At 69.9% G+C, this 25,041-nt stretch carries 25 protein-coding genes; 12 read left to right on the top strand and 13 right to left on the bottom strand.

The genetic code is table 11. From position 1 onward, the window contains the following. Window positions 1-54: 54 nt before the first annotated feature. A complete protein-coding gene (locus ACYBYQ_RS12060) occupies window positions 55-498 on the top strand; it encodes a BPTD_2524 family lipoprotein (RefSeq protein WP_459614433.1) in 444 nt (147 codons plus the stop codon). A gap of 12 nt (window positions 499-510) precedes the next feature. Here ACYBYQ_RS12060 and ACYBYQ_RS12055 read toward each other — a convergent pair whose 3' ends face one another. Then, complete coding sequence (locus tag ACYBYQ_RS12055; protein WP_459614432.1) at window positions 511-933, bottom strand: PaaI family thioesterase; 423 nt, start codon at window positions 931-933, stop codon at window positions 511-513. A 116-nt stretch (window positions 934-1,049) separates the two neighbouring features. On the opposite strand from ACYBYQ_RS12055, the gene dinB reads away from it, so the two are divergent. Next, window positions 1,050-2,132 (top strand): DNA polymerase IV, encoded by a 1,083-nt coding sequence (gene dinB / locus ACYBYQ_RS12050; protein WP_459614431.1) that lies wholly within the window; start codon window positions 1,050-1,052, stop codon window positions 2,130-2,132. 6 nt (window positions 2,133-2,138) lie between these two features. Here dinB and ACYBYQ_RS12045 read toward each other — a convergent pair whose 3' ends face one another. Next, on the bottom strand, window positions 2,139-2,600 hold the full coding sequence (locus tag ACYBYQ_RS12045) for a GatB/YqeY domain-containing protein (protein ID WP_459614430.1): 462 nt from the start codon (window positions 2,598-2,600) through the stop codon (window positions 2,139-2,141). A gap of 163 nt (window positions 2,601-2,763) precedes the next feature. On the opposite strand from ACYBYQ_RS12045, the gene ACYBYQ_RS12040 reads away from it, so the two are divergent. Both ACYBYQ_RS12040 and ACYBYQ_RS12035 read left to right on the top strand, forming a co-directional pair. Next, window positions 2,764-4,014 carry a D-amino acid dehydrogenase gene (locus tag ACYBYQ_RS12040; protein WP_459614429.1) on the top strand — a complete coding sequence of 417 codons (1,251 nt, stop codon included), beginning with the start codon at window positions 2,764-2,766 and terminating at the stop codon, window positions 4,012-4,014. 27 nt (window positions 4,015-4,041) lie between these two features. Then, window positions 4,042-4,578, top strand: a complete 537-nt coding sequence (locus ACYBYQ_RS12035) for a GNAT family N-acetyltransferase (protein WP_459614428.1) — start codon at window positions 4,042-4,044, stop codon at window positions 4,576-4,578. 39 nt (window positions 4,579-4,617) lie between these two features. Here ACYBYQ_RS12035 and ACYBYQ_RS12030 read toward each other — a convergent pair whose 3' ends face one another. Genes ACYBYQ_RS12030 through imuA form a run of 3 tightly spaced genes read right to left on the bottom strand, consistent with a single transcriptional unit; the run spans window position 4,618 to window position 9,907 of the window. Beyond that, window positions 4,618-7,770 (bottom strand): error-prone DNA polymerase, encoded by a 3,153-nt coding sequence (locus tag ACYBYQ_RS12030; RefSeq protein WP_459614427.1) that lies wholly within the window; start codon window positions 7,768-7,770, stop codon window positions 4,618-4,620. Window positions 7,771-7,806: 36 nt separating this feature from the next. Continuing rightward, window positions 7,807-9,282 (bottom strand): Y-family DNA polymerase, encoded by a 1,476-nt coding sequence (locus ACYBYQ_RS12025; protein WP_459614426.1) that lies wholly within the window; start codon window positions 9,280-9,282, stop codon window positions 7,807-7,809. Continuing rightward, the gene (gene imuA, locus ACYBYQ_RS12020; RefSeq protein WP_459614425.1) at window positions 9,212-9,907 is read right to left on the bottom strand and encodes a translesion DNA synthesis-associated protein ImuA; all 696 of its coding nucleotides are present in this window, start codon (window positions 9,905-9,907) and stop codon (window positions 9,212-9,214) included. The genes ACYBYQ_RS12025 and imuA overlap by 71 nt, the downstream gene beginning before the upstream one ends. 195 nt (window positions 9,908-10,102) lie before the next feature. Between imuA and ypfH the strand changes: the two genes are divergently transcribed. Beyond that, window positions 10,103-10,801 carry an esterase gene (ypfH, locus tag ACYBYQ_RS12015; RefSeq protein WP_459614424.1) on the top strand — a complete coding sequence of 233 codons (699 nt, stop codon included), beginning with the start codon at window positions 10,103-10,105 and terminating at the stop codon, window positions 10,799-10,801. A gap of 10 nt (window positions 10,802-10,811) precedes the next feature. On the opposite strand, the gene ACYBYQ_RS12010 is transcribed toward ypfH, so the two are convergent. The 7 genes from ACYBYQ_RS12010 to queE all read right to left on the bottom strand — a co-directional run bounded on the left by ACYBYQ_RS12010 (window position 10,812) and on the right by queE (window position 17,135). Then, window positions 10,812-12,251 (bottom strand): efflux transporter outer membrane subunit, encoded by a 1,440-nt coding sequence (locus ACYBYQ_RS12010; protein ID WP_459614423.1) that lies wholly within the window; start codon window positions 12,249-12,251, stop codon window positions 10,812-10,814. 17 nt (window positions 12,252-12,268) lie between these two features. After that, entirely contained in the window at window positions 12,269-13,174 is a 906-nt protein-coding gene (locus ACYBYQ_RS12005; protein ID WP_459614422.1) for an efflux RND transporter periplasmic adaptor subunit, read from the bottom strand. 4 nt (window positions 13,175-13,178) lie between these two features. After that, window positions 13,179-13,391, bottom strand: a complete 213-nt coding sequence (locus tag ACYBYQ_RS12000; protein WP_459614421.1) for a DUF1656 domain-containing protein — start codon at window positions 13,389-13,391, stop codon at window positions 13,179-13,181. Then, complete coding sequence (locus ACYBYQ_RS11995) at window positions 13,388-15,433, bottom strand: FUSC family protein (protein WP_459614420.1); 2,046 nt, start codon at window positions 15,431-15,433, stop codon at window positions 13,388-13,390. Before ACYBYQ_RS11995 ends, ACYBYQ_RS12000 begins: the two co-directional genes overlap by 4 nt. Then, window positions 15,430-15,918 carry a MarR family winged helix-turn-helix transcriptional regulator gene (locus ACYBYQ_RS11990; RefSeq protein ID WP_459614419.1) on the bottom strand — a complete coding sequence of 163 codons (489 nt, stop codon included), beginning with the start codon at window positions 15,916-15,918 and terminating at the stop codon, window positions 15,430-15,432. The genes ACYBYQ_RS11995 and ACYBYQ_RS11990 overlap by 4 nt, the downstream gene beginning before the upstream one ends. Before the next feature lie 115 nt (window positions 15,919-16,033). After that, window positions 16,034-16,477 (bottom strand): 6-carboxytetrahydropterin synthase QueD, encoded by a 444-nt coding sequence (gene queD, locus ACYBYQ_RS11985; protein WP_459614418.1) that lies wholly within the window; start codon window positions 16,475-16,477, stop codon window positions 16,034-16,036. 25 nt (window positions 16,478-16,502) lie between these two features. Beyond that, on the bottom strand, window positions 16,503-17,135 hold the full coding sequence (queE, locus tag ACYBYQ_RS11980) for a 7-carboxy-7-deazaguanine synthase (protein WP_459614417.1): 633 nt from the start codon (window positions 17,133-17,135) through the stop codon (window positions 16,503-16,505). A gap of 80 nt (window positions 17,136-17,215) precedes the next feature. On the opposite strand from queE, the gene arfB reads away from it, so the two are divergent. Then, window positions 17,216-17,629: an alternative ribosome rescue aminoacyl-tRNA hydrolase ArfB gene (gene arfB / locus ACYBYQ_RS11975; protein ID WP_459614416.1), complete on the top strand. Its 414-nt coding sequence runs from the start codon at window positions 17,216-17,218 to the stop codon at window positions 17,627-17,629. Between the two features lie 2 nt (window positions 17,630-17,631). On the opposite strand, the gene ACYBYQ_RS11970 is transcribed toward arfB, so the two are convergent. Beyond that, entirely contained in the window at window positions 17,632-18,369 is a 738-nt protein-coding gene (locus ACYBYQ_RS11970) for a response regulator transcription factor (protein WP_459614415.1), read from the bottom strand. A gap of 394 nt (window positions 18,370-18,763) precedes the next feature. Between ACYBYQ_RS11970 and thrS the strand changes: the two genes are divergently transcribed. The 6 genes from thrS to ptsP all read left to right on the top strand — a co-directional run bounded on the left by thrS (window position 18,764) and on the right by ptsP (window position 24,998). Next, window positions 18,764-20,716, top strand: coding sequence for a threonine--tRNA ligase (gene thrS, locus ACYBYQ_RS11965; protein WP_459614414.1), 1,953 nt, complete (start codon window positions 18,764-18,766; stop codon window positions 20,714-20,716). Window positions 20,717-20,736: 20 nt separating this feature from the next. Then, on the top strand, window positions 20,737-21,285 hold the full coding sequence (gene infC / locus ACYBYQ_RS11960) for a translation initiation factor IF-3 (protein ID WP_459618767.1): 549 nt from the start codon (window positions 20,737-20,739) through the stop codon (window positions 21,283-21,285). 165 nt (window positions 21,286-21,450) lie between these two features. Then, on the top strand, window positions 21,451-22,407 hold the full coding sequence (gshB, locus tag ACYBYQ_RS11955) for a glutathione synthase (RefSeq protein ID WP_459614413.1): 957 nt from the start codon (window positions 21,451-21,453) through the stop codon (window positions 22,405-22,407). Window positions 22,408-22,418: 11 nt separating this feature from the next. Further along, complete coding sequence (locus ACYBYQ_RS11950; RefSeq protein WP_459614412.1) at window positions 22,419-22,820, top strand: PTS sugar transporter subunit IIA; 402 nt, start codon at window positions 22,419-22,421, stop codon at window positions 22,818-22,820. 95 nt (window positions 22,821-22,915) lie between these two features. Next, on the top strand, window positions 22,916-23,185 hold the full coding sequence (locus tag ACYBYQ_RS11945) for an HPr family phosphocarrier protein (protein WP_459614411.1): 270 nt from the start codon (window positions 22,916-22,918) through the stop codon (window positions 23,183-23,185). 118 nt (window positions 23,186-23,303) lie between these two features. Then, a complete protein-coding gene (gene ptsP / locus ACYBYQ_RS11940; protein WP_459618766.1) occupies window positions 23,304-24,998 on the top strand; it encodes a phosphoenolpyruvate--protein phosphotransferase in 1,695 nt (564 codons plus the stop codon). The last annotated feature ends 43 nt before the right edge of the window (window positions 24,999-25,041 follow it).

Below are 25,041 nucleotides of genomic sequence, written 5' to 3'. Positions count from 1 at the left end.
TGTCGAACCGCCGCGGGTTTGCGGGATAATGCGGCGATCTCATCCGGAGGAATCATGCATTGCAAGAAGATTGCCGCAGCCGCCCTGGTGGCCGCCCTGGCCGGCTGCGCGGTGGGCAACGATCCGGGAGGCGCCGGCCTTTCGGGCAGCTTCGAAGTGCCGACCGGCTATCAGGCAGCCTATGAGGCGGCCGTTGCCCAGGCCGAGCGCTGCCTGCTCGGGCAGGGTGGCTATCGTGTCGAGCGCCGGCTCGACGCCGCCGCCCAGGCCGCCCAGGTGCGCGTCGTGGCGCCGTTCTTCGGCGGCGAGATGGCGCGCGTGGAGATTGTCGCGCAGGGCGCCGGCCGCAGCCGCGTCCAGCTGGGCATGTGGGGCAGGAGCATCTGGGACCGCGATGCGATGCATGCCATGCGCCAGGCCATCGTCTTCGGCGTGCCCTCATGCAGGGCCTACATGCCGGGCCTGCCGGAAACCGGCAGCGACTGGATCTCGGGGTAGGTCAGCGGCGGTTCAGTCGCCGCCCGGGCCCTGCTTCACGATCTTGAAGGTGGCCGAGGCCCTGGCGACCAGCGTGCCGCTGCTGTCTCGGATCTCGCCTTCGCAGAAGGCAATCGAAGTGCCGCGGCGCAGGCAGCGGGCTTCCACCAGGAGTTCGCCGCGGGCGGGGCTGAGGAAGCTGGTGGTCATGTCGATGGTGGCCATGCCGATGCCCGCATCGCGGCCGCGCGCGGCCGCGCTCAGGGTGAAGTCGAGCACGCTCATCAGCGTGCCGCCATGCACGTCGCCGCGGCTGTTGGCCAGTTCCGGGCGCTGCGGCAGGCGGGTGCGCGCAAGACCCTGCTCGATGTGCTCGGGCAGCAGGCCCAGGTAGGCCATGAACGGGATGTCCAGGCCGAAGTAGTCGGATTGTGCGGGAGTGGACGACATCTGCATGCGATCGATCGGATACGGGAGCGCGTCATAATATTCGCTTTCTGCGCCCCGGATCGCGCCGCTTCCCGCGGCTGACCGCGCCATAGACGCTGTCGGCGCGGCTCCGCTTCATGCCCATGGACCAACCCGCCCGCAAGATCGTGCACGTCGACATGGACGCGTTCTACGCGTCGGTCGAGCAACGCGATCGTCCCGGGCTGCGCGGCCTGCCGGTGGTGGTGGCCTGGACCGGGCCGCGGTCGGTGGTGTGCGCGGCCTCGTACGAGGCGCGCCGCTACGGCATCCACTCGGCCATGTCGGCGGCGCGCGCGCGGCGCCTCTGCCCGCATGCGGTGTACGTGCCGCCGGATTTCCAGCGTTACCGCGCCGTGTCGCGCCAGGTGCGCGAGGTCTACGCGCGCCATACCGATCTCATCGAGCCGCTGTCGCTGGACGAGGCCTATCTGGACGTCACCGTCAACAAGCAGGGGCTGGCCTCGGCCACCGAGGTGGCGCAGGCGATCCGGCGCGAGATCCGCGAGAAAACCGGGCTCACGGCCTCGGCGGGCGTGGCGCCCAACAAGTTCCTTGCCAAGATCGCCTCCGACTGGAACAAGCCGGACGGCCTGTTCGTCATCCGTCCGGGGCGCGTGCTCGAGTTCCTGGAGACGCTGCCGGTGCGCAAGGTGCCCGGGGTGGGCAAGGTCACCCAGGGCCGGCTGGAGCAACTCGGCATCCATACCGTGGGCGACCTGCGCGCGCATCCGCGCGAAGCGCTGGCGCGGCATTTCGGCCGCTACGGGCAGCGGCTGTACGAGCTGGCGCGCGGCATCGACCCGCGCGCCGTGGAGCCGGATCAGGCGGCGCAGCAGGTATCCGCCGAGACCACGTTCGAGGCGGACCTGCGGCTGGACCAGCTGGGCGAGACCCTGGACCGGCTGGCCGCGAAAGTGTGGGACCAGGCGCATCGCAAGGGCATGCTGGGGCGCACCGCGGTGCTCAAGCTCAAGACGGACCGCTTCCGCATCCTGACGCGCAGCCATACGATGCTGCAGCCGCCCGCGTCGGCCGCCGAGCTGGCGGCGCTGGCCCGGGCCCTGTGCGCCCGGGTCGACCTGCCCCCGCAGACGCGCTACCGGCTGGCCGGCGTGGGCATGAGCAATTTCGACGAGCCTGGCGCACAGGCACGCCAGGCCGAGCTCTTCGGCCTGGCTGGATGAGGCGGTTCAGCCCAGCCGGGCCTTGACCTGCTTCGAGACTTCGGCCATGTCGGCGCGGCCGGCCAGGCCTGCCTTCAGGATGGCCATGACCTTGCCCATGGCGGCGGGGCCGCTGGCGCCCTGGGCCGACACGTCGGCCAGCGCGGCCTCGATGGCGGCCGCGATCTCGGCTTCGGAGGCCGCCTGCGGCAGGAACTCCTGCAGCACGGCCAGCTCGGCCTTTTCCTGTTCGGCGGTTTCTGCGCGGCCTGCCTGCTCGAAGGCGGCGATGGATTCGCGGCGCTGCTTGACCTGCTTTTCGATGATGCCGGTGATCTCGGCGTCGGTCAGGTCGCGGCGCTCGTCCACTTCGCGCTGCTTGACCGCGGCGAGCAGGAAGCGCAGCGTCGCCAGGCGGGGGCCCTGCTTGGCGCGCATGGCGTCCTTCACGGCGTCGGACAGGCGGGTTTTGAGCGTGGCAGAGCTCATGATGGGATCCTCGGATGGGTTGCGGCAAAACCGCTATTTTGCACCTTCGGGGGGCGTCCGGGCGGGGGGCGTACCTCGGGTTATGGCTCCCCCCGGCTTTGGCATTGGCCCGGGCGGCGCAGCCGCGCCAGAATGAGGCATCGTCTTCATCGCGGAAGAATCCATGCGCATCTGCGTCATCGGCGCCGGCGTCGTCGGCGTCACCACGGCCTATTTCCTGGCGCGCCAGGGGCACGACATCACCTTGCTGGACGCCCGCCCGCGTCCGGCCGAGGTCGCCAGCTATGCCAACGGCGGGCAGCTCAGCTACAGCTACGTGGCGCCTCTGGCCGGTCCGGGCGTGCTTTCCAGCGTGCCGGGCTGGCTGCTGCGTGCCGATTCGCCCCTGCGTTTCCGGCCGCGGCTGGATCCCCACCAGTGGCGCTGGTGCCTGCAGTTCGCACTGGCGTGCCGGGCGGAGGTGGCGCGCCGCTCGACGGCGCAATTGCAGGCCCTGGCCTACCTCAGCCGCGACGTGATGCACGCCCTGCTGGAACAGGAGCCGATGGACTTCGGCCACGTGCGCAACGGCAAGCTGATCGCGTACCGCGACCCGGCCCTGCTCGAGAAGGCCCGCGCACTGGTGGCCTACCAGGCCTCGCTGGGAGCCCGCCAGGAGATCCTCGACGCGGCGCAGACCCTGGCGCTCGAACCGGCGCTGGCCGGCATGGGCAGCCAGCTGGCGGGCGCCGTCTACACGCCCAGCGAGGAAGCGGGGGATTGCCGGCAGTTCACCGAGGCGCTCTACGAGCGCCTGCAGCAGCTCGGCAACGTGACCTGCAGCCTGTCCAATCCCGTGCGTGGACTGCGCCGCGAAGGCGGGCGCATCGTGGCCGTGCAGGCGGCTTTGGGCGAGATGCCCGCCGACGCCGTGGTGCTGGCCACGGGCCTGGGCACGCGCGCGCTGCTGCATCCGCTCGGCGGCGACGTGCCGCTGTATGGGCTCAAGGGCTACAGCCTCAGCGTGCCGGTGGCCGCCGGCGATACGTCGGCGCCGGCCATCAGCGTCACCGACTACCAGCGCCGCATCGTCTATGCGCGCATCGGCTCCGTCCTGCGCATCGCGGCCATGGTCGACATCGGCAGCCGCGACGACGCGATCGACCCGCAGCGCATCGCGCTGCTCAAGCGACAGGTGCACGAAACCTTCCCCGCGCTGGACCTCGACGCCGCGATTCCCTGGGCCGGGCTGCGTCCGGCCACGCCCACGGGCAGGCCCCTGATCGGCCGCAGCCGCGTGGCCTCGAACCTGTGGCTCAACGTGGGGCAGGGCGCGCTGGGCTTCACGCTGGCCTGCGGCAGCGCGGCGTTGCTGACGGCGCAGATGTCCTCGCTGCCGCTGCCCATCGATGCGCAGGGTTTCCTGCCAGTCTGAAGGAGCAGTTCTGCTACGCTGATGGGCATGCCACTCGACACGCACCCCTTGCTTGCGCCGGCCGGCCTGCAGATCCGGCGGCTCGTGCCTGAAGAAGCCCAGGCCTATCGCACATTGAGGCTGGAAGGGCTGCGGGCCCACCCCGATGCCTTTGGCTCCTCGTGGGATGAAGAGGCCGCGCTGCCGCCCGGACACTACGCCGAGCGTCTGGCGCAGGGCGCGGTCTTTGCGGCGTCCATCGGGGGCGACGACTGGGCTGGCGTGGCCGGCCTGATGGTGCCGCAGGCGCGCAAGCAAAGCCACAAGGGCGTGCTGTGGGGCGTATATGTGCCGCCGCGGGCGCGTGGCCGCAAGGTGGCGGCGGCCCTGGTGGCGCACGTCCTGGAGCATGCGCGCGGGCGGGGGCTGGAGTGCGTGCTGCTCACTGTGGGGGCGCACAACGCCGCGGCGCAGCGGCTGTATCGCGCCGCCGGCTTCGTGCCTTATGGCATGGAGCCTCGCGCGCTCGAAGTGGACGGCCGGCATTACGACGAAGTCCTGATGCGCTGCAGCCTGCGCAGCTGAGCGGCGGGCAGGCGGGGCATCTTCCTGCGTCGACGCGCCCTAGTGGAAATTCCGGCTGCGCGCCGGGAGTTCGCCCAGCAGCGGCGTGAGGTCCACCAGGCGCTGCGCGATCAGGTGATGCACGCCGTCGCGGCTCTGCCAGGTGCCATACACGCCCAGCAGGGTGGCGCCCAGCAGTTCGCGGCGCTGGCGATCCATGAGTTCGGTGCGCACCACCACGTTCACCTGCCCGGTCTCGTCCTCGATGGTGACGAAGATCACGCCCTTCGCGGTCTGCGGACGCTGGCGCACCGTGACGATGCCGCAGGCGCGTGCGGGCCGGCGGTCGGGGTAGTGCCTGAGCGTGCTGGCGGGCTGGAAGCGGCGCGCGGCCAGCTGGTCGCGCAGCAGGGCCAGCGGATGGCGGCGCAGGGTGAGGCCCAGGCTGCGGTAGTCGGCGGCGATGTCGTGCGCTTCGGCGGGGGCGGGCAGGCGCGGCGCCTCGGTGTCGTGCACGCCTGCGTCGCGCAGCAGTCCGCGTTCGGGCACGCCGCCCGCCGCTTCCCAGCTGGCGTGGCGGCGATGTCCGGCCAGGCTGCGCAGGGCATCGCCTGCGGCCAGCCGGTCGAGGTCGTGGCGCGTGAGGTTCGCCCGCAGGGCGAGGTCGCGCGTGTCGGTGAACGGCCTTGCCAGGCGCGCCTGCTCGATGCGTTGCGCGGCCTCGTCGGAAAGCCCCTGCACCTGGTTCAGGCCCAGGCGCACGGCGGGCCGCGCGGCGCCGGGGATGGCTTCCAGCGAGGCCTCCCAGCCGCTGGCGCCCACGTCGGCAGGCAGCACCACCACGTGGTGGCGCCGGGCATCCTGCACCAGCTGCGCGGGGGCATAGAAGCCCATGGGTTGCGAATTCAGCAGCGCGGCCAGGAAGGCTTCCGGCTCGTGGCGCTTGAGCCAGGCGCTGGAATAGGCCAGCTGGGCGAAGCTGGCGGCATGGCTTTCGGGAAAGCCGTATTCGCCGAAGCCTTCGATCTGGCAGAACAGGGCCTCGGCGAAATCCCGCGCGTAGCGGCGTTTCAGCAGCCCGTTGATGAGCTTGTCGCGGAACTGGTGCACGCCGCCCTTGCGCCGCCACGAGGCCATGGAGCGGCGCAGCGCGTCGGCTTCGTCGGGCGAGAAGCCGGCTGCCTTCACGGCGATCTGCATGACCTGTTCCTGGAAGATGGGCACGCCCTCGGTGCGCTCGAGCACGGCCTTGACCTCCGGGCCGGGATAGGTGACGGCCTCGAGGCCCTGGCGCCGCCGCAGGTAGGGATGCACCATGCCTCCCTGGATGGGGCCGGGCCGCACGATGGCCACCTGCACGACCAGGTCGTAGAATTCGCGCGGCCGCAGCCGCGGCAGCATGCTCATCTGCGCGCGCGACTCGATCTGGAACACGCCGATGGTGTCGGCCTCGCAGATCATGTCGTAGGTGGGCTGGTCGTCCTGCGGGATGTCGTGCAGCGTCATTGGGCGGCCGCGGCGCCGGCCCGCGAACTCCAGCGCCCGCCGCAATACCGACAGCATGCCCAGGGCCAGGACGTCCACTTTCAGCAGGCCCAGAGCGTCGATGTCGTCCTTGTCCCATTGCACCACGCTGCGGCCGTCCATGGCTGCGTTCTCGATGGGCACCAGGCGCGAGAGCTTGCCGCGCGAGATCACGAAGCCGCCCGGATGCTGCGACAGATGCCGCGGAAAACCCGCCAGCGCCTGCGCCAGCTCGGCCCAGTTGCGGGCCACCGGCGAGTCGGGATCCAGGCCGCATTCGCCCAGGGTGCGCAGCAGGTTCTTGCGGCCGTCCCACCATTGGTGGGCGCGCGCCACTGCATCGATGAGGGCGGGATCCACGCCCAGGGCCTTGCCCGTGTCGCGCAGCACGCTGCGCGGCCGGTAGGAGATCACCACCGCGGTCAGCGCGGCGCGGTCGTGGCCGTACTTGCGGTAGATGTACTGGATCACTTCCTCGCGGCGCTGGTGCTCGAAATCCACGTCGATGTCGGGCGGCTCGTTGCGCGCGCGGCTGATGAAGCGTTCGAACAGGTTGCGGCCCTCGGCGGGAGGCACGGCGGTGATCCCCAGGCAATAGCACACGACCGAGTTGGCCGCCGAGCCGCGCCCCTGGCACAGGATGCCCAGGCTGCGCGCGTGCTTCACGATGTCGTAGACCGTGAGGAAATAGGCTTCGTACTTCAGTTCCGCGATCAGGCCCAGTTCCCGCTCCAGTTCGCTGGCGACCGTCCCCGGGATGCCGCCGGGAAAGAACGTCGCGGCGCCGGCCAGGGTTTGCTGCCGCAGGTACGACCGGGGCGTATGGCCCTGGGGCACGATCTCGTCGGGGTACTCGTACTTGAGCTCGTCCAGCGAGAAAGTGCAGCGCCGGGCGATCTTCACGCTTTCGGCCAGCGCCTCGGGCGGATACGGGCCGGCCAGGCGCACGCGCGAGCGCAGATGCTGTTCGGCGTTGGGCGCCAGGTCGTAGCCGCACTGGGCTACGCTGCGGCCGCTGCGTATGGCGGCCAGCGTGTCGTGCAGGGACTTGCGCGAACGCCGGTGCATCTGCACGCCGCCCACCGCGGTGACGGGCAGGCCGCTGGCGCGCGCCGCCTGCTCCACCGCGGCGCGATGCAGGTCGTCGCGGGCGCGGTGCTGCAGGCACAGGCCGATCCAGGCGCGCCCGGAAAAGGTGCGCGCCAGCCAGTGCGCCTGCGCGGCGATGCTGTCGACCGGCTGGCCATGGCGCGGGATCAGTATGGCCAGGCATTCGGGCAGGCTGCGCAGGTGCGCCCAGTCGGGCTCGGGGTCGTCCAGGTCGGCGGGCGCAAGGCGGTACGTGCCCTTGCGCGCGCGGGTGCGCCCCAGCGTGATCAGCTCGCAGAGGTTGCCGTAGCCTTCGCGCGTCTGCGCCAGCAGGACCACGTCCAGGCCGGGATCGTCGGGGCTGGCGCGCAGCGTCATGCGGCTGCCGATGATCAACGGCAATGTCAGCGCCTTGGCCTGCACGTGCGCGCGCACCACGCCCGCCAGCGTGCATTCGTCCGTGATGGCCAGGGCCGAGTAGCCCAGTTCCGCCGCCTGTTTGACCAGGTCTTCGGGAGACGAGGCCCCCTGCAGGAACGAGAAGTTCGACTGGCACAGCAGTTCGGCATACGCCGGCAGCAGGTCGGGAGTGGGGGTCATGCAGTGCTCCGGAGGCGCGCCATGCAGCGCGCGATGTCAGCCATAGAGTCCGTGCAGGAACCAGCGCGTTGCCGTCTTGTCGCGCTCGAGGTAGATCCAGTAGCGCACGCCCTCGGCGTCCTGGGCCACGAAGTAGTCGCGCTGGCTGATCCGCGCGCTGTCCCACCAGCCGCTTTCGATGCGCTCGGGCCCGCGCACCATGCGCAGGGAGCGTTCGCGGTATACCGGCCGATGCTGGCGCACGGCCAGCGGCACGGGCGGGTCCAGCAGCCAGCAGGGACGTTCCAGGCCGTCCGGCAGGTCGGGAGGCGCCGCGCCCGGCGCCAGGGCGTCCTGCCAGACGTTGGCCACCTCGGGGCGGTGGTCGGCGCGGGGGGCGGGACGGCGCACGCGCTCGCGGCCCAGCCGCGCCACCAGCAGGTCGACGAGGCGGGATTGCTCCTCGGGGCAGCCGCCGGGATCGGGGAACAGGCTGGTGCTGGCGGCCGGGCGCTCCACCGTGGCGGGCGCATGCAGGGCCAGCGCGATGGCCGGCGCCTGCAGTTCCAGCCGGCCCAGTCTTTCGCGCAGCAGGCCGGCCAGTTGTTCGTGCTGCCATGCGGGCTGCGACAGGGCCAGCGGCATCGGGGTGGGGGGCCGGGCATGACGGCCGCGTTCGTGCTCGATGACCAGCGTGAGCTGCCGCACTGCGCGCTGGTTGGCCGCCAGCCAGCCGCACAAGGGCTCCAGCAGGCGCCGCCGGACGGCGGTGCACAGGGCATCGGCCTGCTCGATGTAGTCGGGCAGCTCGATGCGATGCGCAAAGCGGGCCGGAGGCACCAGCCAGGCATGCAGCTCCGGCGTATTGCCATGGGCCTGGTCGAGCGCCTGCAGCAGCTCGCGCCCGGCGCGCCGCTGCAGGCCCGTGCGGGGCAGGCGGCGCAGGTCGCCCAGCGTGCGGCAGCCGAGGTCCTGCAGCCAGTCCTGGCGGGCCTGGGCTTCGGGCAGCAGGGCCAGCGGCAGGGCATCCAGCCGGCGGGCCAGCGTGGCGTGCTGCAGCACGCGCCGCGGCGCCTGCGCAGCAGGCTGGCGGGCCAGCAGCCAGGCGCCCCGGGCGGTGGGGGCCATGCCGACCTGCGCATGCAGGCCCAGGGCGGCCAGCGTGCCCGCCACCTTGCGGCCCAGGGCCCGGGGGCCGCCGAACAGCTGCAGGCTGGCGCCCACGTCGAGCAGCAGGCTGGTGTCGTCGAACACGGCAACCTGGGGCGTGTATTGCAGCAGCGCCAGCGCGGCGCCCTGGCGCAGTTCGGCTTCGGCAGCGGGCTGGCGCGCCAGGACGGTGAGCCGGGGGGCGATGGCCAGCATGCCGGCGCGCCGCATGCCGATGCGCGCCCCCGCCTGCCGGGCCGCCGGCGTCAGGGCGATGGCGTGCTCGGCGTCGCAGACGGCGTAGCCGGGGTCGTCATCCGACCAGCGCGGGCGTATGGCGTCCAGCGGCAGGCTGCACAGGTAGGCGGCGATCCAGAGGCGCATGGAGAGGGAGAGGCGTGCCGGGTTCGAGCGCCAGGGTGACCGGATCCTCGGATTTCGGCCCCTGGCGCTTGAGGATGTGGATGGACAGGCCTTGCGGCGTGCTGGCCAGCGCCAGCCGCAAGGGGGCCGGAGAAGCCTGGCGCGCGGCCGAGGCCGGACGCAGGGCGAAGAACAGCGTGTCGCCGCGCTGGGCTGCCAGGTGCAGGCGGCGCAGCGATTCGGTACGGGCGCGCGGCAGCCAGCAGAGCAGGGCGGCACAGGCGCCGCTGCGCAGGATCTGTTCGGCCGCCCAGAGCGCATCGTTGGGGCGCGGTGGATCGATCCACAGCAGTTGCCGGGGATCCAGGCGCCAGCTGCTCCAGCTGGCGATGTGGGGCACGTGGGGCGGCTGCACCAGGGCCACGGTGCGCCCGCGCTCGAGCTGGCACAGGGCAGGACGCAGCAGGCTCAGTTCGCCCATGCCGGCATGCGGGTGCAGCAGCTCGATGAGCGTGCCCAGCGGCCAGCCGCCATGAGGCAGCTGCGCCGACAGCGCGGGATATCCCGTGGCAATGCAGCGCGCCGCGCCTTGCGCCAGCTGCGCTGCCCGCCACAACGCGGGGTGGATGAGTTCTGGAGACAGCATGGGGGATGATCTCGATTACTGTATAAATATACAGTAAATCATGTCCTGCAATGGCCTGCCGCCTGGGGCAGCCCGGCTGCCATCGCGCTGAGGCCCGGCGCCATCCGGCTCGGCGGGCCCGGACCCGCCGGGGCTAGAATGAATGGCGGGGCGGCCGGCCGGCCGCTCGTCCCATCATTCCCGGAGCCCCGTGCCATGTCCGATTCCCACTCCATCGAATTCTGGCCCAACCCCGGCACGGAAGTACGGCAGCTGTTCGTCCTGCTGCACGGCGTGGGCGGCACGCCCGACGGGCTGGAGTCGCTGGCGCTGGCCCTGCGGGTGGCATTCCCGGGAGCCGTGGTGCGCATCCCCGAGGGCTTCGAGCCCCACGACGCAGGCGGGCGCCAGTGGTTCCCGGTGCACGACATCACCGAGGCCAACCGGCCGCAGCGCGTGGCGCAGGCACTGCCCGCGCTGGCCGAATACGTGCAGTCGGCCCAGCACAGCCTGCGGCTGAAGGCCGCCGACACGGCGCTGGTGGGCTTCTCGCAGGGCGCCATCATGGCGCTGGAGGCCGTGCAGGCCTACGGCAGGCTGGCCGGCCGCGTGCTGGCCTTCGCGGGCCGCTATGCGCAGCTGCCCACGGCCGCGCCGCCGTATACCACCATACATCTGCTGCACGGCGCCGACGATGCGGTCATGCCGGTCAGCCACGCCCAGGCCGCGCAGGCCCGGCTGGCCGAGCTGCACGGCGATTCCACCATCGATGTGGCCTCGCGCGTGGGCCACGAACTGCATCCGGCGCTGGTGCAGCGCGCCATCCAGCGCCTGCAGACCTGCGTGCCGCTGCGCAGCTGGGCCGCCGCGATGACGATGGACCCGGCGCCGCCTGCCGGCACGATGCTGCATTGAGCCTGCGCGGCTATCGGGCTGCCGCCGCCGGTTCCTGCCAGCCTCCGCCCAGCGCTAGGAACACGGCGATCTGGTCTTCCGCCAGGGCTGCCTGCGACGCCGCCAGCGCGCTTTCGCTGGAGGCCAGCGTGCGCTCGGCGTCGAGCACCGTCAGGTAGTCGGTCTTGCCGGCGCGGAACATCAGGCGGGCCTGTTCGGCGGCCAGTGCGCTCTGCTGGCGCGCTTCGACCAGCGCCTGGTTGCGGTCCAGCTGGCGCGCATAGCTCACCAGCGCGCTCTCGGTTTCGCGCAGCGCATTCAGCACCGTGGCATCGAACCGGGCCAGGGCCTGCCTGGTGGCGGCGCGCGCCTGGGCGATGCGGGCCTGGACCGCGCCGGTGTTGGGCACCGTCCAGGAAATCAGCGGGCCGATGCTCCAGCCGTAGGTGCCCCGTTCCCCGGCAATCGAGGCGGGGCCGCCGGAGCTGCCCGACAGGCCCAGGCTGATCCTGGGGTAGAGGTCGGCCGTGGCCACGCCGATGCGCGCGGTGTCGGCGGCCAGGGCGCGTTCCGCCTGCCGTATGTCGGGGCGCCGGCGCAGCAGCGCGGCGCCATCGCCCACCGGTATCGTCTGCGCCAGGCTCGGCGGCCGCGCGCAGGACAGCAGCGTCTGCGGCATCTCCTGCGGCGTGCGGCCGGTGAGCGCCGCCAGCTGGTACAGCGCGGTGCGCTGGCGCGCTTCGAAGGGAGGCACATCGGCCTCCAGTTGCGCAAGCTGGCTGCGCGCCCGCGAAACGTCCAGCGCCGTGCCGCGGCCGGCCTGCAGCAGGCGCTCCACGGCCGCAACCGATTCGCGCTGCACGGCCACCGAGTGCCTGGCCGAAGCCAGCTGCATGCCGGCCGCGCACAGGTCCGCATAGGCCCGCGCGGTTTCGGCAGCCACGGTGACGCGCGCCGCGTCGTACGCGGCCTGGGCCGACTCGGTATCGGCGTCGGCAGCTTCGATGGCGCGCCGGATCTGGCCGACCAGGTCGAGCTGGTACGAGAAACTCAGCCCCGAGCTGTAGGACCAGCGGTTCATCGGCCGGGTGTCGGGCTGCAGTACCTGCACGCCGGAGCTGTGGCCGTAGGCGGGCGAGGCATTGACGCCGATGGCAGGCTGCTGCGCGCCGCGCGCTTCGGCCGCAGCAGCCTGGACCCTTTCGAGATTGGCGGCGGCCTCGCGCAGGTCGGTGTTGGCATCCAGCGCCTGGCGCACCAGCCGGTCCAGTTGCGGATCTTCATACAGCCGCCACCAGGCTCCCGGCGGCTCGGCGGCCCGGAACGGCGTGCCCGGGCCGGCCTGCTGGAACGGCGCGCTGGCCGCCGGCCGGTTTGCCGCCGCATCTGCGGGAACCTGGTAGTCGGGTCCGACGGTGGTGCACGCGGGCAGCGCCAGGCTCAGCAGCGCGGGAATCAGTATGCGTTTCATGATGGCCCCGTGTCGTCTCAGAGCCGTGCCGAGCTGGCGTCGCCGGCGGCCTCGCCCACGGCCACGGTTGCGGTCTGGCCGGCCACCAGCCGCACGCCGTCGGGCACGCGGTCGATGTGGATGCGCACGGGAATGCGCTGCGCCAGGCGCACCCAGTTGAAGGTGGGATTGACGTTGGGCAGCAGGTTGCTGCCGACACTGCGGTCGCGGTCAGCGATGCCCATGGCGATGCTCTCCACGTGGCCTTCGATGCGGCGCGTGTCGCCCATCAGCGTCACGCTGGCGCGATCGCCCTCATGGATGCGCGGCAGCTTGGTTTCCTCGAAATAGCCTTCCACGTAGAACGAATGCGCGTCCACCAGCGCCATCACGGCATGCCCCGCGGTGGCGTAGGAGCCCACGCGCAGGTCCAGGTTGGTGATGCGGCCGTCGGTGGAGGCCACCACCCGGCTGCGCTCCAGGTTCAGGCGCGCGACCTCCAGCTGGGCGCGCGCCTCGGCGAGCGCGGCCTCGTCCTGGCGCAGCGTGGCGAGGCTCTGTTCCAGCACTTCGGCCGCCACCAGCCTGCCCAGTCCGCGGTTGCGCCTGACGTCGCGCTGCGCCTGGTCCACCGCCACCTGGCGCGCCTGCACCGCGGCCCGGGCCTGGTCGAAGGCCAGCTGGAAGCGGGCCCGGTCGATCTCGAAGAGCACCTCGCCGGCCTTCACGTCCTGGTTGTCGTGCACCGGCACGGCCGTGACCAGCCCCGACACATCGGGCGCCACCTGCACCACATAGGCCTTGACGCGGCCGTCGCGCGTCCAGGGTTCGACTTCGTAATGCGTCCAGAGCTGCCAGCCGGCACATACGGCTGCAACCACGGCCAGGGCCGTGACGGCGACGCGGCCCAGCGCGGCGGGACGAAGGAATGTAGGCAACTTCATGCTGCTATCTCTGCAAAATAAAAGGTGAAACCTGGGACACGCCGAACAGCAGCACCACGAACAGCGCCACATCGAACAGCGGCGGGTGCCACACCAGGCGATAGAAGCCGGCACGGGCCAGCACGCGGCGCACGCACCAGCCGAGTGCCAGCGCGCACAGCCCCTCGACCAGCAGCCAGGGAAAGTAGATACCGTAGAAACTGAATTCGCCGATCATGTCGCGCGCTCTTCGGAAAACGTTTTGCAAGGGGCCGCGGCCTGCGGGTACAGCGCCCGCCGGATGCCCACCAGGGCCACGGCGGCCCGGTTGCGGGCGGGTCCGCCGGTGGCGGCGGCAACGGTGGCCAGGGCCCGGTCGATCCGCTGCAGCAGTTCGGGCGGGCGCTCGCCGGGCCGGCCCGACGGGCGCGCGCGGAAGTCGTCGGCCACGCCGCGCAGCACCGCCTGGATGGCGGCATCGGCCACCGGTAATTGGCGGCGGGCCGATTGCAGTTCGGCGACGTCCTTGCCCACGCGCAGGTCTTGCAGGGCGTCGGCCGCCAGCAGGTCGTCGCGGCGCCGGGTGATCGACAGGCGCGACTGCAGCAGGCCGATGCGGTCCAGCATGCGCGATGCATAGGCGCGCCGCTCGGGTGCGCGGCTGGTGGTGGCCAGCGTGGCCACTTCGCGCCAGTTGGCCGCCTGGATGCGGCGCGCGCTCCAGTCGGCGCTGGCGGTGCGGAACACCGCGGCGATGACGGCGGCCGTCGCCACGCCCAGGATCTGCCCCAGCGTGCTGTCGATGAACGACACCAGGTCGGCGGTGTTGGTGTCGTGCAGCGACAGCGCGCCCAATATTCCGAACATCAGCGCCATGCCGCGCAGGGTCCAGGCGGGGCGGGCGATCAGTATGCCCAGCACGAAGGCGACAGGGAAAATCGCCAGCGCCAGGGTCTCGAAGGAATGCACGGCCGGCAGGATGCCCAGCAGGTACAGCGCCGACAGCGGAATCGACAGCACGGTGTACCGCAGGAACTGCATGATGCCCGGCACGGGGTTGTCCTGCGAGGCGAAGAAGCAGCTGAACACCGTGGCCATCATGGCGGCGGTGGCGCCATTGGTCCAGGCAGTGCCGATCCAGAACGCGCAGCACACCGCGATGGCCAGGGCGGCGGCCAGGGCCGACCACAGCGCCAGGGCAGGGTCGCTGTGCAGCGCCGGGCCGCGGGGCTGGAGTCGCGTGTCGGGGGTGTCCGCCCTGGCGCCTTCCAGCCCGGCATGGATGTCGCCGCGCAGCACCACGCAGCGCGCGAAGGTGTCGACCAGTTCGCGCAGGCGCGCCAGCAGGCTGATGAGCAGCGTGTCGTGCCAGCTCGTGGCCGCATCCAGCGGCGGCGTGAGACGCTCGATCTCGGCGCGCAGCTGCGCGGCGCGCTCGCGCGACGCATTGCGGCCGTCGTCGAGCCAGCGGCACACGTCCTGCAGCAGGGCGGCGACGTCCGGCGGCAGGGTGCAGTCCGCCTCGCGCAGCGCGCGCAGGCGGTCCTCCACGGCCGATACCGACGGGGTGAGCGCGGCGATGTGGTCCTGCATGGCGCGCAGCGCGCTGGCGGTCCAGCGGATGTTGCCCGTGTCGAACGGGACGTGCGTGGACATGAGGCGCAGCTGCGTGATGTCGTTGGCCAGCGTGCGGCGGTCCTTGGCCTGCTGGCCATCGTCGCCGCCTCGCAGCACGGCCTGCACCCAGGTGCGCGCATCGCGCAGCGTGGCGTCCAGCCGTCCGATCACCGCCGGCGCGATGCCGCGCGGCAGCACCAGGCTGTGGACCAGCGTGGCGCACACGATGGCCAGGCTGATTTCCTCCAGGCGCGCCAGGCCCGTGTCGAACACGGTGTCGGGCGTGCTCACGCTGGGAAAACCGATGAGCCCGGCGGTATAGCCCGCCAGCATGAAGAGATACGAGCGCGGGGTGCGATCCAGCACGGAGATGTACAGGCACACGCCCACCCACAGCGCCATGGCCAGGGTCATCAGCACCGGATAGTTCGCCAGCTTCGGCACGGTGTACACCACCATGGCGGTGCCGAAGAAAGTGCCGCCCAGGCGGTACAGGGCCTTGGAGCGCACGGCGCCGGACCACGGCTGCGACACCACGTAGGCCGTGATCACGGCCCAGAACGGCCGCGGCAGGCCGATGCTGTACGAAAGGTATAACGCCAGCATGGCGCTGGCGTAACACTTGAGGGAGAACAGTATCTCTTCGGCGTCCGGCAGTTTCATGGCTGCTGCCCCTTGTTGGCCATGCTGGCGCCCGACATGGCCGACTCGCGGCCCAGCGCGGTCTTCAAGGTTTCGAAGACGCGCTGGCACACGGCCAGGTCTTCGTCGGAGATGCCGGCGAACAATTCGCGCCGCAGGTCTGCCAGCACCGCCTCCACCCGCGTGCTCAGCGCCCGGCCGGCCCGCGTGAGGTGGATGGTGCGGGCGCGGCGATCGCCGGGATCCTCATGGCGTTCGACCAGGCCGGAGCCGACCAGCTGGTCGAGGATGCGCACGAGCGATGGGCCTTCCACGCCCAGCGACTCCGCCAGCACGCCCTGGCGCACGCCGTCGCCCAGCCGGGCGACCATGATCACCGGCCAGGCCAGGGCCTGCGACAGGCCGTAGTCGGCCAGCGCCTTGTCGGCCGCGCCGCGATAGGCGCGCGCAAGCACCATGAGGTTGGCCGTGGTGGCCATCAGGCGGAGGTCGGACGGGGTTTTCATGAACTAGATTGTAAGCTATCTATTAGCTTCCAATCTAAATGGAAAACACAATTCAATCCGTGGAAAAAGGTTCCGGAGCGCCCCGAAACCGGGGAGGGCCGCGCCCGGCATCGGTTCAGCCGGTGCAGTCGGCCCAGCAGTTCGGCGTTTCGTACAGCCGCACGCGGGTGAGCGCCAATTGCCCGCCATAGCAGCCCTGGTACTTCGGCGCGAGGATGTCGAAGGCGATGCGGGCCAGGTTTTCTGCCGTGGGCACCTGGTCGAGCACCACGGTCTTGTGCCCGGGCAGGGATTCGAGGAAGGCGCGCACGGCGGTGTCGCCCGCATGCACGAGGAAGGCATGGTCCCAGGGATCGACCACGTGTTCGCTGGCGATGCGCTTGATGTCGGCGAAATCCATCACCATGCCGTTGCCCGATTCGCCCGGGGTCTCGGCAACGTCGCCGGACAGGGTGACCTCCAGCACGTAGCGGTGCCCATGCAGATTGCGGCACTGGCTGCGGTGGTCGGGGATGCGGTGGCCGGCGTCGAATTCCAGCCTGCGGGTCACGGAGATCACGGTTGGTCTCCGGTGTGGGGGGACGTCATGGAATGCCTATGTATTTGTGCGTCTGGAGGCTCAGGCGCCATTGGGGATGCTGCATGCAGTACCGCACGGCCTGCTCGGTGTTGCGCTGGCGCGCCGGTCCGTCCATGGGCTGCAGGAAGAAGTGATCGAAGGCCAGGCCGGCGTAGGTTTCCGGCAGGGCGTCGGTCTGGGGATAGACCAGCTTCAGCTCGTTGCCGCGCTCCACCACGACGGGCGCCGTTCCCTTGGGGCTGACGCAGATCCAGTCCACGCCCGGCGGCACGGGCAGCGTGCCGTTGGTTTCGATGGCGATGGTGAAGCCGCGCGCGTGCATGGCTTCGATCAGGGGCGCGTCCAGCTGCAGCAGGGGCTCGCCGCCGGTGAAGACCACGTAGCGCCGGGCCGGGGCGCCGCCCCAGGCGGCCGCGATGGCGTCGGCGAGCGCCGCGGCGCTGGCGAACTTGCCGCCGCCTTCGCCGTCGGTGCCCACGAAGTCGGTGTCGCAGAAAGTACAGGCCGCGCTGGCCCGGTCAGCCTCGCGGCCGCTCCAGAGATTGCAGCCGGCGAAGCGGCAGAACACGGCGGCGCGGCCGGCGTGTGCACCTTCGCCCTGCAGGGTCTTGAAGATTTCCTTGGCGGCGTAGGTCATGGGAAAGGGGAAAGGCGCGTGTGACGAATCCGCTATTTTAGTGCGAGCCGCTACCCCCGCCGCCGCGGTAGACTGGATCGATGCTGCACGTGACCGGATCCCTTTACCTGGACGAACGCGAGATCGCGTTCTCGATGATGCGCGCCCAGGGCGCAGGCGGCCAGAACGTCAACAAGGTGTCCAGCGCGGTGCACCTGCGCTTCGACGTGCCTGCTTCGTCGCTGCCCGAACCCGTGAAGGCGGCGCTGCTTGCCATGGACGACCGGCGGATCACCAAGGAGGGCGTGATCGTGATCAAGTCGCAGTCGTCGCGCAGCCAGGAGCAGAATCGCGCGCAGGCGGTCGAGCGCCTGCTGGAACTGGTGCGGGCCGCGGCCCGGCCGGTGCGCGTGCGCCGCGCCACGCGGCCCACGCTGGCCTCGCAGCGGCGGCGCGTGGAGAGCAAGGTGCGGCGCGGCCAGATAAAGCGGCTGCGCAGCCTGGCGGACGGCTGAACTCAGCGCCCGGCGTGAGGCGCGAAGTTTTCCTTCAGGTACAGCGCCAGGCCAAGGTCGTCGGCCAGGCCCAGCTTGCGCATGGCCCGTCGCTTGTGCGAACTCACGGTTTTCTTGCTGCGCAGCAGGCGCTGGGAAATCTGGGTTACCGAGAAGCCCTGGGCGATGTGGCGCAGTATCTCGGTTTCGGAGGTCGTCAGCAGCGAGGCGGGCGGCTGCGGGCGGGCCGGCCGGATCCCGGCGGCATCCCCGATGTAGAAATTGCGGCGGTCGGCCACCGTGGCGCGCAGCATGTCGGGGATCATGTCGACCGGACAGCTCTTGGACAGGTAGCCGTTGGCACCCGCCCGGAAGGCGGCGTAGCGCGTGTCGGGCGTCTTGTCGGCCGAGAAGGTGACGATGGCCATTTCGGGGTGCTGGCGCCGCAACCGGCGGATGTAGTCCATGCCGTCCCAGGGCTGCTCGGGCAGGTAGAAGTCGACGATGGCGGCGTCGCAGGGCGACTCGCGCAGCTTGTCGAGCAGGCGGGGCCCGGACACCTCGGCATGCCGCACTTCCAGATCGGAATTGCCGCCCAGGTACGAGGCCAGGCCGAGCGTGGTGACGGGATGGTCGTCGAGGATGGCGATGCGCACGCAGTGCTGGGGGCGGGACAGCAGCAGGTAGCGGCGTTGCGCGACGAGCCCGGCCTCGAGGGGTTCGAGGGCGGGGGTAAGGGAGGGCAGAAGGGGCGTGGCCATCGGGATTGCCTGAAGGAATGCCGGACGGGAGCCCTGGCGGCAGAGGGCTAAAGTAACCTAATGTTGCATTAAATTTCAAAAAGAAGGGAGCCCGGAAGCAAAAAATCAGACTGGTTGACAGACGGACGTTCCCGCATCCTCGGCAGTTCGTACAATCTGGTACACTCAGGCGATCTTTCCATGCCCGGCGCCCCGCAGCGGGCGCCTTCATCGCCCAACATGCCGTCTGCCGCCCGAACTACGACCGGATCCCAGCGCTGTCTGTCGCGTTAGCAATCCAGCGTCGGGTTCCGAGCCGGCCATCCACGGCAAGCCCCGGCAACCCCACCCGGTATTCCTCTACAAACGCGGCTGATGGCCGCGTTCGTCGTTTCTTCCCCCAGGAAATTCTTCGATGGTACAAATCACTCTGCCCGATGGTTCGCAGCGCCAGTATCCCGGCCCTGTCACGGTGGCCGAGGTGGCGCAATCCATAGGCGCCGGGCTGGCCAAGGCCGCGCTGGGCGGCCGGGTCACCCTGCCGGGCGCCGAGCCGCGCCTGGTCGACACCAGCTATCGCATCGAAACCGATGCCCAGCTGGCCATCGTCACTCCCAAGGATGCCGACGGGCTGGACATGATCCGCCATTCCACGGCGCACCTGCTGGCCTATGCGGTGAAGTCGCTGTTTCCCGACGCCCAGGTCACCATCGGCCCCGTGATCGACAACGGCTTCTACTACGATTTTTCGTACAAGCGTCCGTTCACCCCCGAAGACCTGGAAGCCATCGAGAAGAAGATGGCCGAGCTCGCCCGCAAGGACGAGCCGGTGGTGCGCGAGGAATGGAAGCGCGACGATGCCGTGGAATTCTTCAAGAGCATCGGCGAGCACTACAAGGCCGAGATCATCGCGTCGATTCCCGCCAACGAAACCATCAGCCTGTACCGCGAGGGCGAGTTCATCGACCTGTGCCGCGGCCCGCACGTGCCGTCCACCGGCAAGCTCAAGGTCTTCAAGCTGATGAAGGTGGCCGGCGCCTACTGGCGCGGCGACAGCAACAACGAGATGCTGCAGCGCATCTACGGCACGGCCTGGGCCACCAAGGAAGAGCAGCAGGACTACCTGCACATGCTCGAGGAAGCCGAGCGGCGCGACCACCGCAAGATCGGCCGCGAGCTCGACCTGTTCCATTTCCAGGACGAGGCGCCCGGCCTGATCTTCTGGCACCCCAAGGGCTGGACCCTCTGGCAGCAGGTCGAGCAGTACATGCGCCAGGTGTACCGCGACAACGGCTACCAGGAAGTCAAGGCGCCGCAGATCCTCGACCTCTCCCTCTGGAAAAAAACCGGCCACTGGGACAACTACCGCGAGAACATGTTCACGACGGAGTCCGAGAACCGCGTCTACGGCCTCAAGCCCATGAACTGCCCGGGCCACGTGCAGATCTTCAACGCCGGCCTGCATTCCTACCGCGAGCTGCCGCTGCGCTATGGCGAGTTCGGCCAGTGCCACCGCAACGAGCCGTCCGGCTCGCTGCACGGCATGATGCGCGTGCGCGGCTTCACGCAGGACGACGGCCACATCTTCTGCACCGAAGACCAGATGCAGGAAGAGTGCGCCAACTTCACGGCGCTGCTGCAGAAGGTCTACCGCGACTTCGGCTTCGACGAGGTGCTCTACAAGGTCGCCACCCGTCCCGAGAAGCGCATCGGCAGCGACGAGACCTGGGACAAGGCCGAACATGCGCTCATGGAAAGCCTGCGCCGCACCGGCTGCGAGTTCGAGATATCGCCGGGGGAGGGGGCGTTCTATGGTCCCAAGATCGAATACACGCTCAAGGACGCCATCGGCCGCCACTGGCAGTGCGGCACGATCCAGGTGGACTTCTCCATGCCGGCGCGCCTGGGGGCCGAATACGTGGACCCCAACGACCAGCGCCGCACGCCGGTGATGCTGCACCGGGCCATCCTGGGTTCGCTCGAGCGTTTCATCGGCATGCTGATCGAAAACCACGCTGGCGCCATGCCCCCGTGGCTGGCCCCGGTGCAGGCCGTGGTGTGCTGTATTTCCGAGCATTCGGCCGATTATGCGGCACAAATTACACAAACCCTGAAAAAACAAGGCTTTAGGGTCCAGGCTGATTTGCGTGGTGAAAAAATCACTCGTAAAATCCGAGAACACAGCCTGCAAAAAATCCCGTACATCCTCGTCGTGGGCGACAAGGAAGCGCAAAACGGGACGGTTGCAGTGCGCGGTCTCGCAGGGTTGGACCTCGGCGCCATCCCGCTCGACACATTCGTCGAGCGGCTTGCCGCCGACGTCGCCCAACGGCGCGCCGCCACACAGCCCCAAGGCAGCGCTGCTTAAACTTTCTAGGAGTCGTCAACATCGCAACTGAAAAAAGCATACGCATCAACGGTGAAATCCGCGTCCCCGAGGTGCGCCTCATAGGCCTGGACGGAGAACAGCTGGGCATCGTCAAACTGGCCGATGCATTCCGCCTGTCCGAGCAAAGCGACGTGGACCTGGTGGAAATCGCGCCCAATGCCGATCCGCCCGTCTGCCGCCTGATGGACTACGGCAAGTTCAAGTACCAGGAGCAGAAGCGCCAGGCCGAGGCCCGCGCCAAGCAGAAGGTGATCCAGGTCAAGGAAGTCAAGTTCCGGCCGGCCACCGACGAAGGCGACTACCAGGTCAAGCTGCGCAATCTGCGCCGCTTCCTGGAAGAAGGCGACAAGGCCAAGGTCACGCTGCGCTTCCGCGGACGCGAAATGGCTCACCAGGAACTGGGTATGCGGGTGCTCGAGCGAGTCCGCGACGACCTCACCGAACTGGCTCAGGTCGAGGCGATGCCCAAGCTCGAGGGCCGTCAGATGGTGATGGTGCTGGCCCCCCGCAAGAAGAGCAGCGGCGGCAAGTCCGACTCCGCCAGCTGATCCCGCGCAGGGCTCAAGGAAGCCGAAAGGCCCGGTCCCCCGAACGGGGAACGGGCCTTGTCGCATTCCGGCCTACCGGTCCGCTGCCAGCCTTTCCCGGCAAATTCGGCTACGATGTCATCCCGCGCCCGCTTCGCATGGCGCGGCGTATCAACGGGTGCCCAGATGCATGTCTTGTTCGTTATCGACCCCTTGCCGCAGCTCAAGGCGTACAAGGATAGTTCCGTTGCGATGATGCGCGCCCTGGTGGCGCGGGGCCACCAGCTCAGCGTGGCCATGCAGGGCGACCTGTACATCGACGGCGGCCGCGTGCTCGCGGGCGCCACCGGCATCGAACTGCCGGACGTGGCCGACCTGCACGGCCACGACTGGTGGCGCGACACCGGCGCCCCTCAGGATCTCCCGCTGGCGCATTTCGACGCGGTCGTGATGCGCAAGGATCCGCCGTTCGACATGGAGTACGTGTACTCCACCCACCTGCTGGAATATGCCCAGGCCCAGGGGGCCAAGGTCTTCAACAGCGGCGCGGCCATCCGCAACCATCCCGAGAAGCTCGCCATCACCGAACTGGCCGATCTGGCCGCTCCCACGCTGGTCACCCGCGACATGGGCAGGCTCAAGGCCTTCCATGCCCGGCACCAGGACGTCATCGTCAAGCCGCTCGACGGCATGGGCGGCACGGGGATCTTCCGGCTGCAGGCCAGCGAGCCCAACCTCAACGCCATCCTGGAAACGCTCACCGACAACGGCGCCCGTACCATCATGGCGCAGCGCTACATTCCCGAGATCGTCAAGGGCGACAAGCGCATCCTGCTGATCGACGGCGAGCCGGTGCCGTACTGCCTGGCCCGCATCCCGCTGGCGGGCGAAACGCGCGGCAATCTCGCAGCCGGGGGCCGCGGGGTGGCCCAGCCCCTGTCCGACCGCGACCGCCATATCGCCGCCACGGTCGCCCAGCGGCTGGCCGGACGCGGCCTGCTGCTGGTGGGCCTGGACGTGATCGGCGACTACGTCACGGAAGTCAATGTCACCAGCCCGACCTGCTTCGTCGAGATCACCGAGCAGACGGGCTTCAACGTGGGAGAGATGTTCGCCAAGGCGCTGGAACGCGCCGCGGGCTGAACACACCAGCTATGACCGGGATCGTCATTGTCGTCCACGCGCCGCTCGGCGAAGCCATGCACGAGCTGGCCAGCCATGTCATGGGTGACGACGTGGCCTGTACGCTGGCCGTGCACGACATCCAGCCCGAGGCCCAGCCCGAGTCGGCCTTGCCGTCGGTGCTGGCCGACATACGCCGGCTCGACCGCGGCGAGGGGGTGCTGGTGCTTACCGACCTGATCGGCGCCACGCCTGCCAACATCGCCAAGCGGGCCGTGGTCGACGCGCAGGCCCAGGGCGTGCAGTGCTGCGTGCTGGCTGGGCTGAACACGCCCATGCTGCTGCGGGCGCTCACCTACCGCAATCTGTCCTTGGCCGAGACGCGCGAGAAGGCGCTGGCGGGCGGGGTCCAGGGCTGTCTGCAAGTCAACTGAGCGTAGGGCGTTTTGCCCTATCATGTATCCATAGTGCGCCTGGCGGCGCTTGTAGCGTGCGCCCGGCGCGGCCCGTGTCCGAACCCTATCGCTTCATGCCTACCTCAGACATCGTCATCAGCAATAAACTTGGATTGCATGCGCGCGCAGCGGCCAAGCTCACCCAGCTGGCCAGCCGGTTCAAGAGCGAAATCTACATCTCGCGCGGCGCGCAGCGTGTCAATGCCAAGAGCATCATGGGCGTGATGATGCTGGCGGCGGGCATGGGCGTCACGGTGCGGCTGGAGGCCAGCGGCGCCGACGCAGACCAGGCCCTGTCCGAGATCCAATCCCTGTTCGACAGCAAATTCGGTGAGCACGAATAACCTGCCTTCCTGCATGCCCGGCGGCCCCGTCGGGGACGAGGGGAGGCTGTGCCTGCCGGCGCCCGGGCAGGCGGCAGATCGATCGGCAAGCGTCGTCATTGCGCTGCACGGCAAGGGCGTGGCGCGCGGCTACGCCATAGGCCGGGCCGTGGTCATGGGGGCGGCAGCCCTCGAGGTGGCCCACTACCGGATCGCCGCCGAGGATGTCGAGGCCGAGTGCCGCCGCCTCACCGATGCGCTGGCCCGGGCCCAGTCCGACCTGCTCCAGCTGGCCGACACGCTGCCGGCCGACGCGCCACGCGAACTGGGCGCGATGCTCAACGTGCACCGCCTGCTGCTGGCCGACCCCTTGCTGGCCGAGCCGGCCCTGGCGCTCATACGCGAGCGCCAGTACAACGCCGAATGGGCCCTCACGGCGCAGGGCCAGATGCTCAGCCAGCAGTTCGACGCCATGGAAGACGAATACCTGCGCGAGCGCGGGGCCGACGTGCGCCAGGTGATCGAGCGCGTGCTGCACGTGCTGGCCGGCACGCCCGCGATGCTGCCCGAATGCGCGCAGGTCGACGGCGACGACCCCCTGGTGGTGGTGGCCCACGACATCTCGCCCGCCGACATGCTGCGCCTGCGCGGCGCGCGTTTCGCCGCCTTCGTCACCGACCTCGGCGGTCCCACCTCGCATACCGCCATCGTGGCGCGCAGCATGGGCGTGCCGGCGGTGGTGGCCATGGGCAACGTGCGCGAGCTGGTGCGCGACGGCGACATGCTCATCGTCGACGGCGCCTCCGGCACGGTGCTGGTCAATCCTTCGGGGCGCATCCTGCAGGAATACCGCGCGCTGCAGCAGGAGTACGCCGACGAACGCGCCGAGCTCGCGCTGCTGCGCGACGTCCCGGCCGTCACGCTGGACGGCATCGCGATCGGGCTGCAGGCCAATATCGAGCTGCCCGACGAAGCCGAGCTGGCGCTGAAGTCCGGGGCCGACGGCATCGGGCTGTTCCGCAGCGAATTCCTCTTCATGGGGCGTGCCGAGCTGCCGTCCGAAGAAGAGCAGTACCAGGCCTATGCGGCCGTGGTGCGCACGATGGCGGGGCGTCCGGTCACCATCCGCACGCTCGACATCGGTTCCGACAAGACGCTGGACGGCGAGGCCACCGTGGCCACCAATCCCGCGCTGGGCCAGCGCGCCATCCGCTACTGCCTGGCCCGGCCCGAGATGTTCGCCACCCAGTTGCGCGCCATCCTGCGTGCGTCCGCACACGGGCCCGTGCGCCTGCTGCTGCCCATGATCGCGCACATGCACGAGGTGCGCGCCGCGTACGCGGCCATCGAGTCCGCCCGTGCCGATCTCGACGCCCGCGGCCAGGCCTATGCGCCGCGCATCGACGTAGGCGCCATGGTGGAGGTGCCCGCCATCGCCATCGCCATCGAGCCCTTCGTGCAGGCGCTGGACTTCCTGTCGATCGGCACCAACGACCTGATCCAGTACACCCTGGCCATCGACCGGGGCGACCACGACGTGGCCGGCCTCTACGACCCGCTGCATCCGGCCGTGCTGCGCCTGGTGGCCAACACCATCAATGCCGGCGAACGGGCCGGCAAGCCCGTGGCGGTATGCGGCGAGATGGCCGGGGATGCGCGCATGACGCGGCTGCTGCTGGGGCTGGGGCTCACGTCGTTCTCCATGCATCCCCAGCAGCTGCTGGACGTCAAGCGCGAGGTGCGGCGGGCCCATTCCAATGCGCTGCGGACGAAGGTGGCCACGGCGCTCAACCGGGCGCTGCCCATCGACCTGGACGCGCTGGACCAGCCCTGAGCCCCGGCCCTGAGCCTTCAGATCGCCGGCAGATGGCCCGCAG

The sequence above is a fragment of the Bordetella sp. 2513F2 genome, assembly GCF_054642735.1.
Note: the sequence above shows the minus strand (reverse complement) of the source record. Positions and strands in the feature narration are given on the sequence as shown.

Excerpts from the sequence above, each read along its gene's own strand:
- ACYBYQ_RS12060 (WP_459614433.1), top strand. The coding sequence starts at position 55 with ATGCATTGCAAGAAGATTGCCGCAGCCGCCCTGGTGGCCGCCCTGGCC.
- ACYBYQ_RS12055 (WP_459614432.1), bottom strand. The coding sequence starts at position 933 with ATGCAGATGTCGTCCACTCCCGCACAATCCGACTACTTCGGCCTGGAC.
- dinB (WP_459614431.1), top strand. The coding sequence starts at position 1,050 with ATGGACCAACCCGCCCGCAAGATCGTGCACGTCGACATGGACGCGTTC.
- ACYBYQ_RS12045 (WP_459614430.1), bottom strand. The coding sequence starts at position 2,600 with ATGAGCTCTGCCACGCTCAAAACCCGCCTGTCCGACGCCGTGAAGGAC.
- ACYBYQ_RS12040 (WP_459614429.1), top strand. The coding sequence starts at position 2,764 with ATGCGCATCTGCGTCATCGGCGCCGGCGTCGTCGGCGTCACCACGGCC.
- ACYBYQ_RS12035 (WP_459614428.1), top strand. The coding sequence starts at position 4,042 with ATGCCACTCGACACGCACCCCTTGCTTGCGCCGGCCGGCCTGCAGATC.
- ACYBYQ_RS12030 (WP_459614427.1), bottom strand. The coding sequence starts at position 7,770 with ATGACCCCCACTCCCGACCTGCTGCCGGCGTATGCCGAACTGCTGTGC.
- ACYBYQ_RS12025 (WP_459614426.1), bottom strand. The coding sequence starts at position 9,282 with ATGCGCCTCTGGATCGCCGCCTACCTGTGCAGCCTGCCGCTGGACGCC.
- imuA (WP_459614425.1), bottom strand. The coding sequence starts at position 9,907 with ATGCTGTCTCCAGAACTCATCCACCCCGCGTTGTGGCGGGCAGCGCAG.
- ypfH (WP_459614424.1), top strand. The coding sequence starts at position 10,103 with ATGTCCGATTCCCACTCCATCGAATTCTGGCCCAACCCCGGCACGGAA.
- ACYBYQ_RS12010 (WP_459614423.1), bottom strand. The coding sequence starts at position 12,251 with ATGAAACGCATACTGATTCCCGCGCTGCTGAGCCTGGCGCTGCCCGCG.
- ACYBYQ_RS12005 (WP_459614422.1), bottom strand. The coding sequence starts at position 13,174 with ATGAAGTTGCCTACATTCCTTCGTCCCGCCGCGCTGGGCCGCGTCGCC.
- ACYBYQ_RS12000 (WP_459614421.1), bottom strand. The coding sequence starts at position 13,391 with ATGATCGGCGAATTCAGTTTCTACGGTATCTACTTTCCCTGGCTGCTG.
- ACYBYQ_RS11995 (WP_459614420.1), bottom strand. The coding sequence starts at position 15,433 with ATGAAACTGCCGGACGCCGAAGAGATACTGTTCTCCCTCAAGTGTTAC.
- ACYBYQ_RS11990 (WP_459614419.1), bottom strand. The coding sequence starts at position 15,918 with ATGAAAACCCCGTCCGACCTCCGCCTGATGGCCACCACGGCCAACCTC.
- queE (WP_459614417.1), bottom strand. The coding sequence starts at position 17,135 with ATGACCTACGCCGCCAAGGAAATCTTCAAGACCCTGCAGGGCGAAGGT.
- arfB (WP_459614416.1), top strand. The coding sequence starts at position 17,216 with ATGCTGCACGTGACCGGATCCCTTTACCTGGACGAACGCGAGATCGCG.
- ACYBYQ_RS11970 (WP_459614415.1), bottom strand. The coding sequence starts at position 18,369 with ATGGCCACGCCCCTTCTGCCCTCCCTTACCCCCGCCCTCGAACCCCTC.
- thrS (WP_459614414.1), top strand. The coding sequence starts at position 18,764 with ATGGTACAAATCACTCTGCCCGATGGTTCGCAGCGCCAGTATCCCGGC.
- gshB (WP_459614413.1), top strand. The coding sequence starts at position 21,451 with ATGCATGTCTTGTTCGTTATCGACCCCTTGCCGCAGCTCAAGGCGTAC.
- ACYBYQ_RS11950 (WP_459614412.1), top strand. The coding sequence starts at position 22,419 with ATGACCGGGATCGTCATTGTCGTCCACGCGCCGCTCGGCGAAGCCATG.
- ACYBYQ_RS11945 (WP_459614411.1), top strand. The coding sequence starts at position 22,916 with ATGCCTACCTCAGACATCGTCATCAGCAATAAACTTGGATTGCATGCG.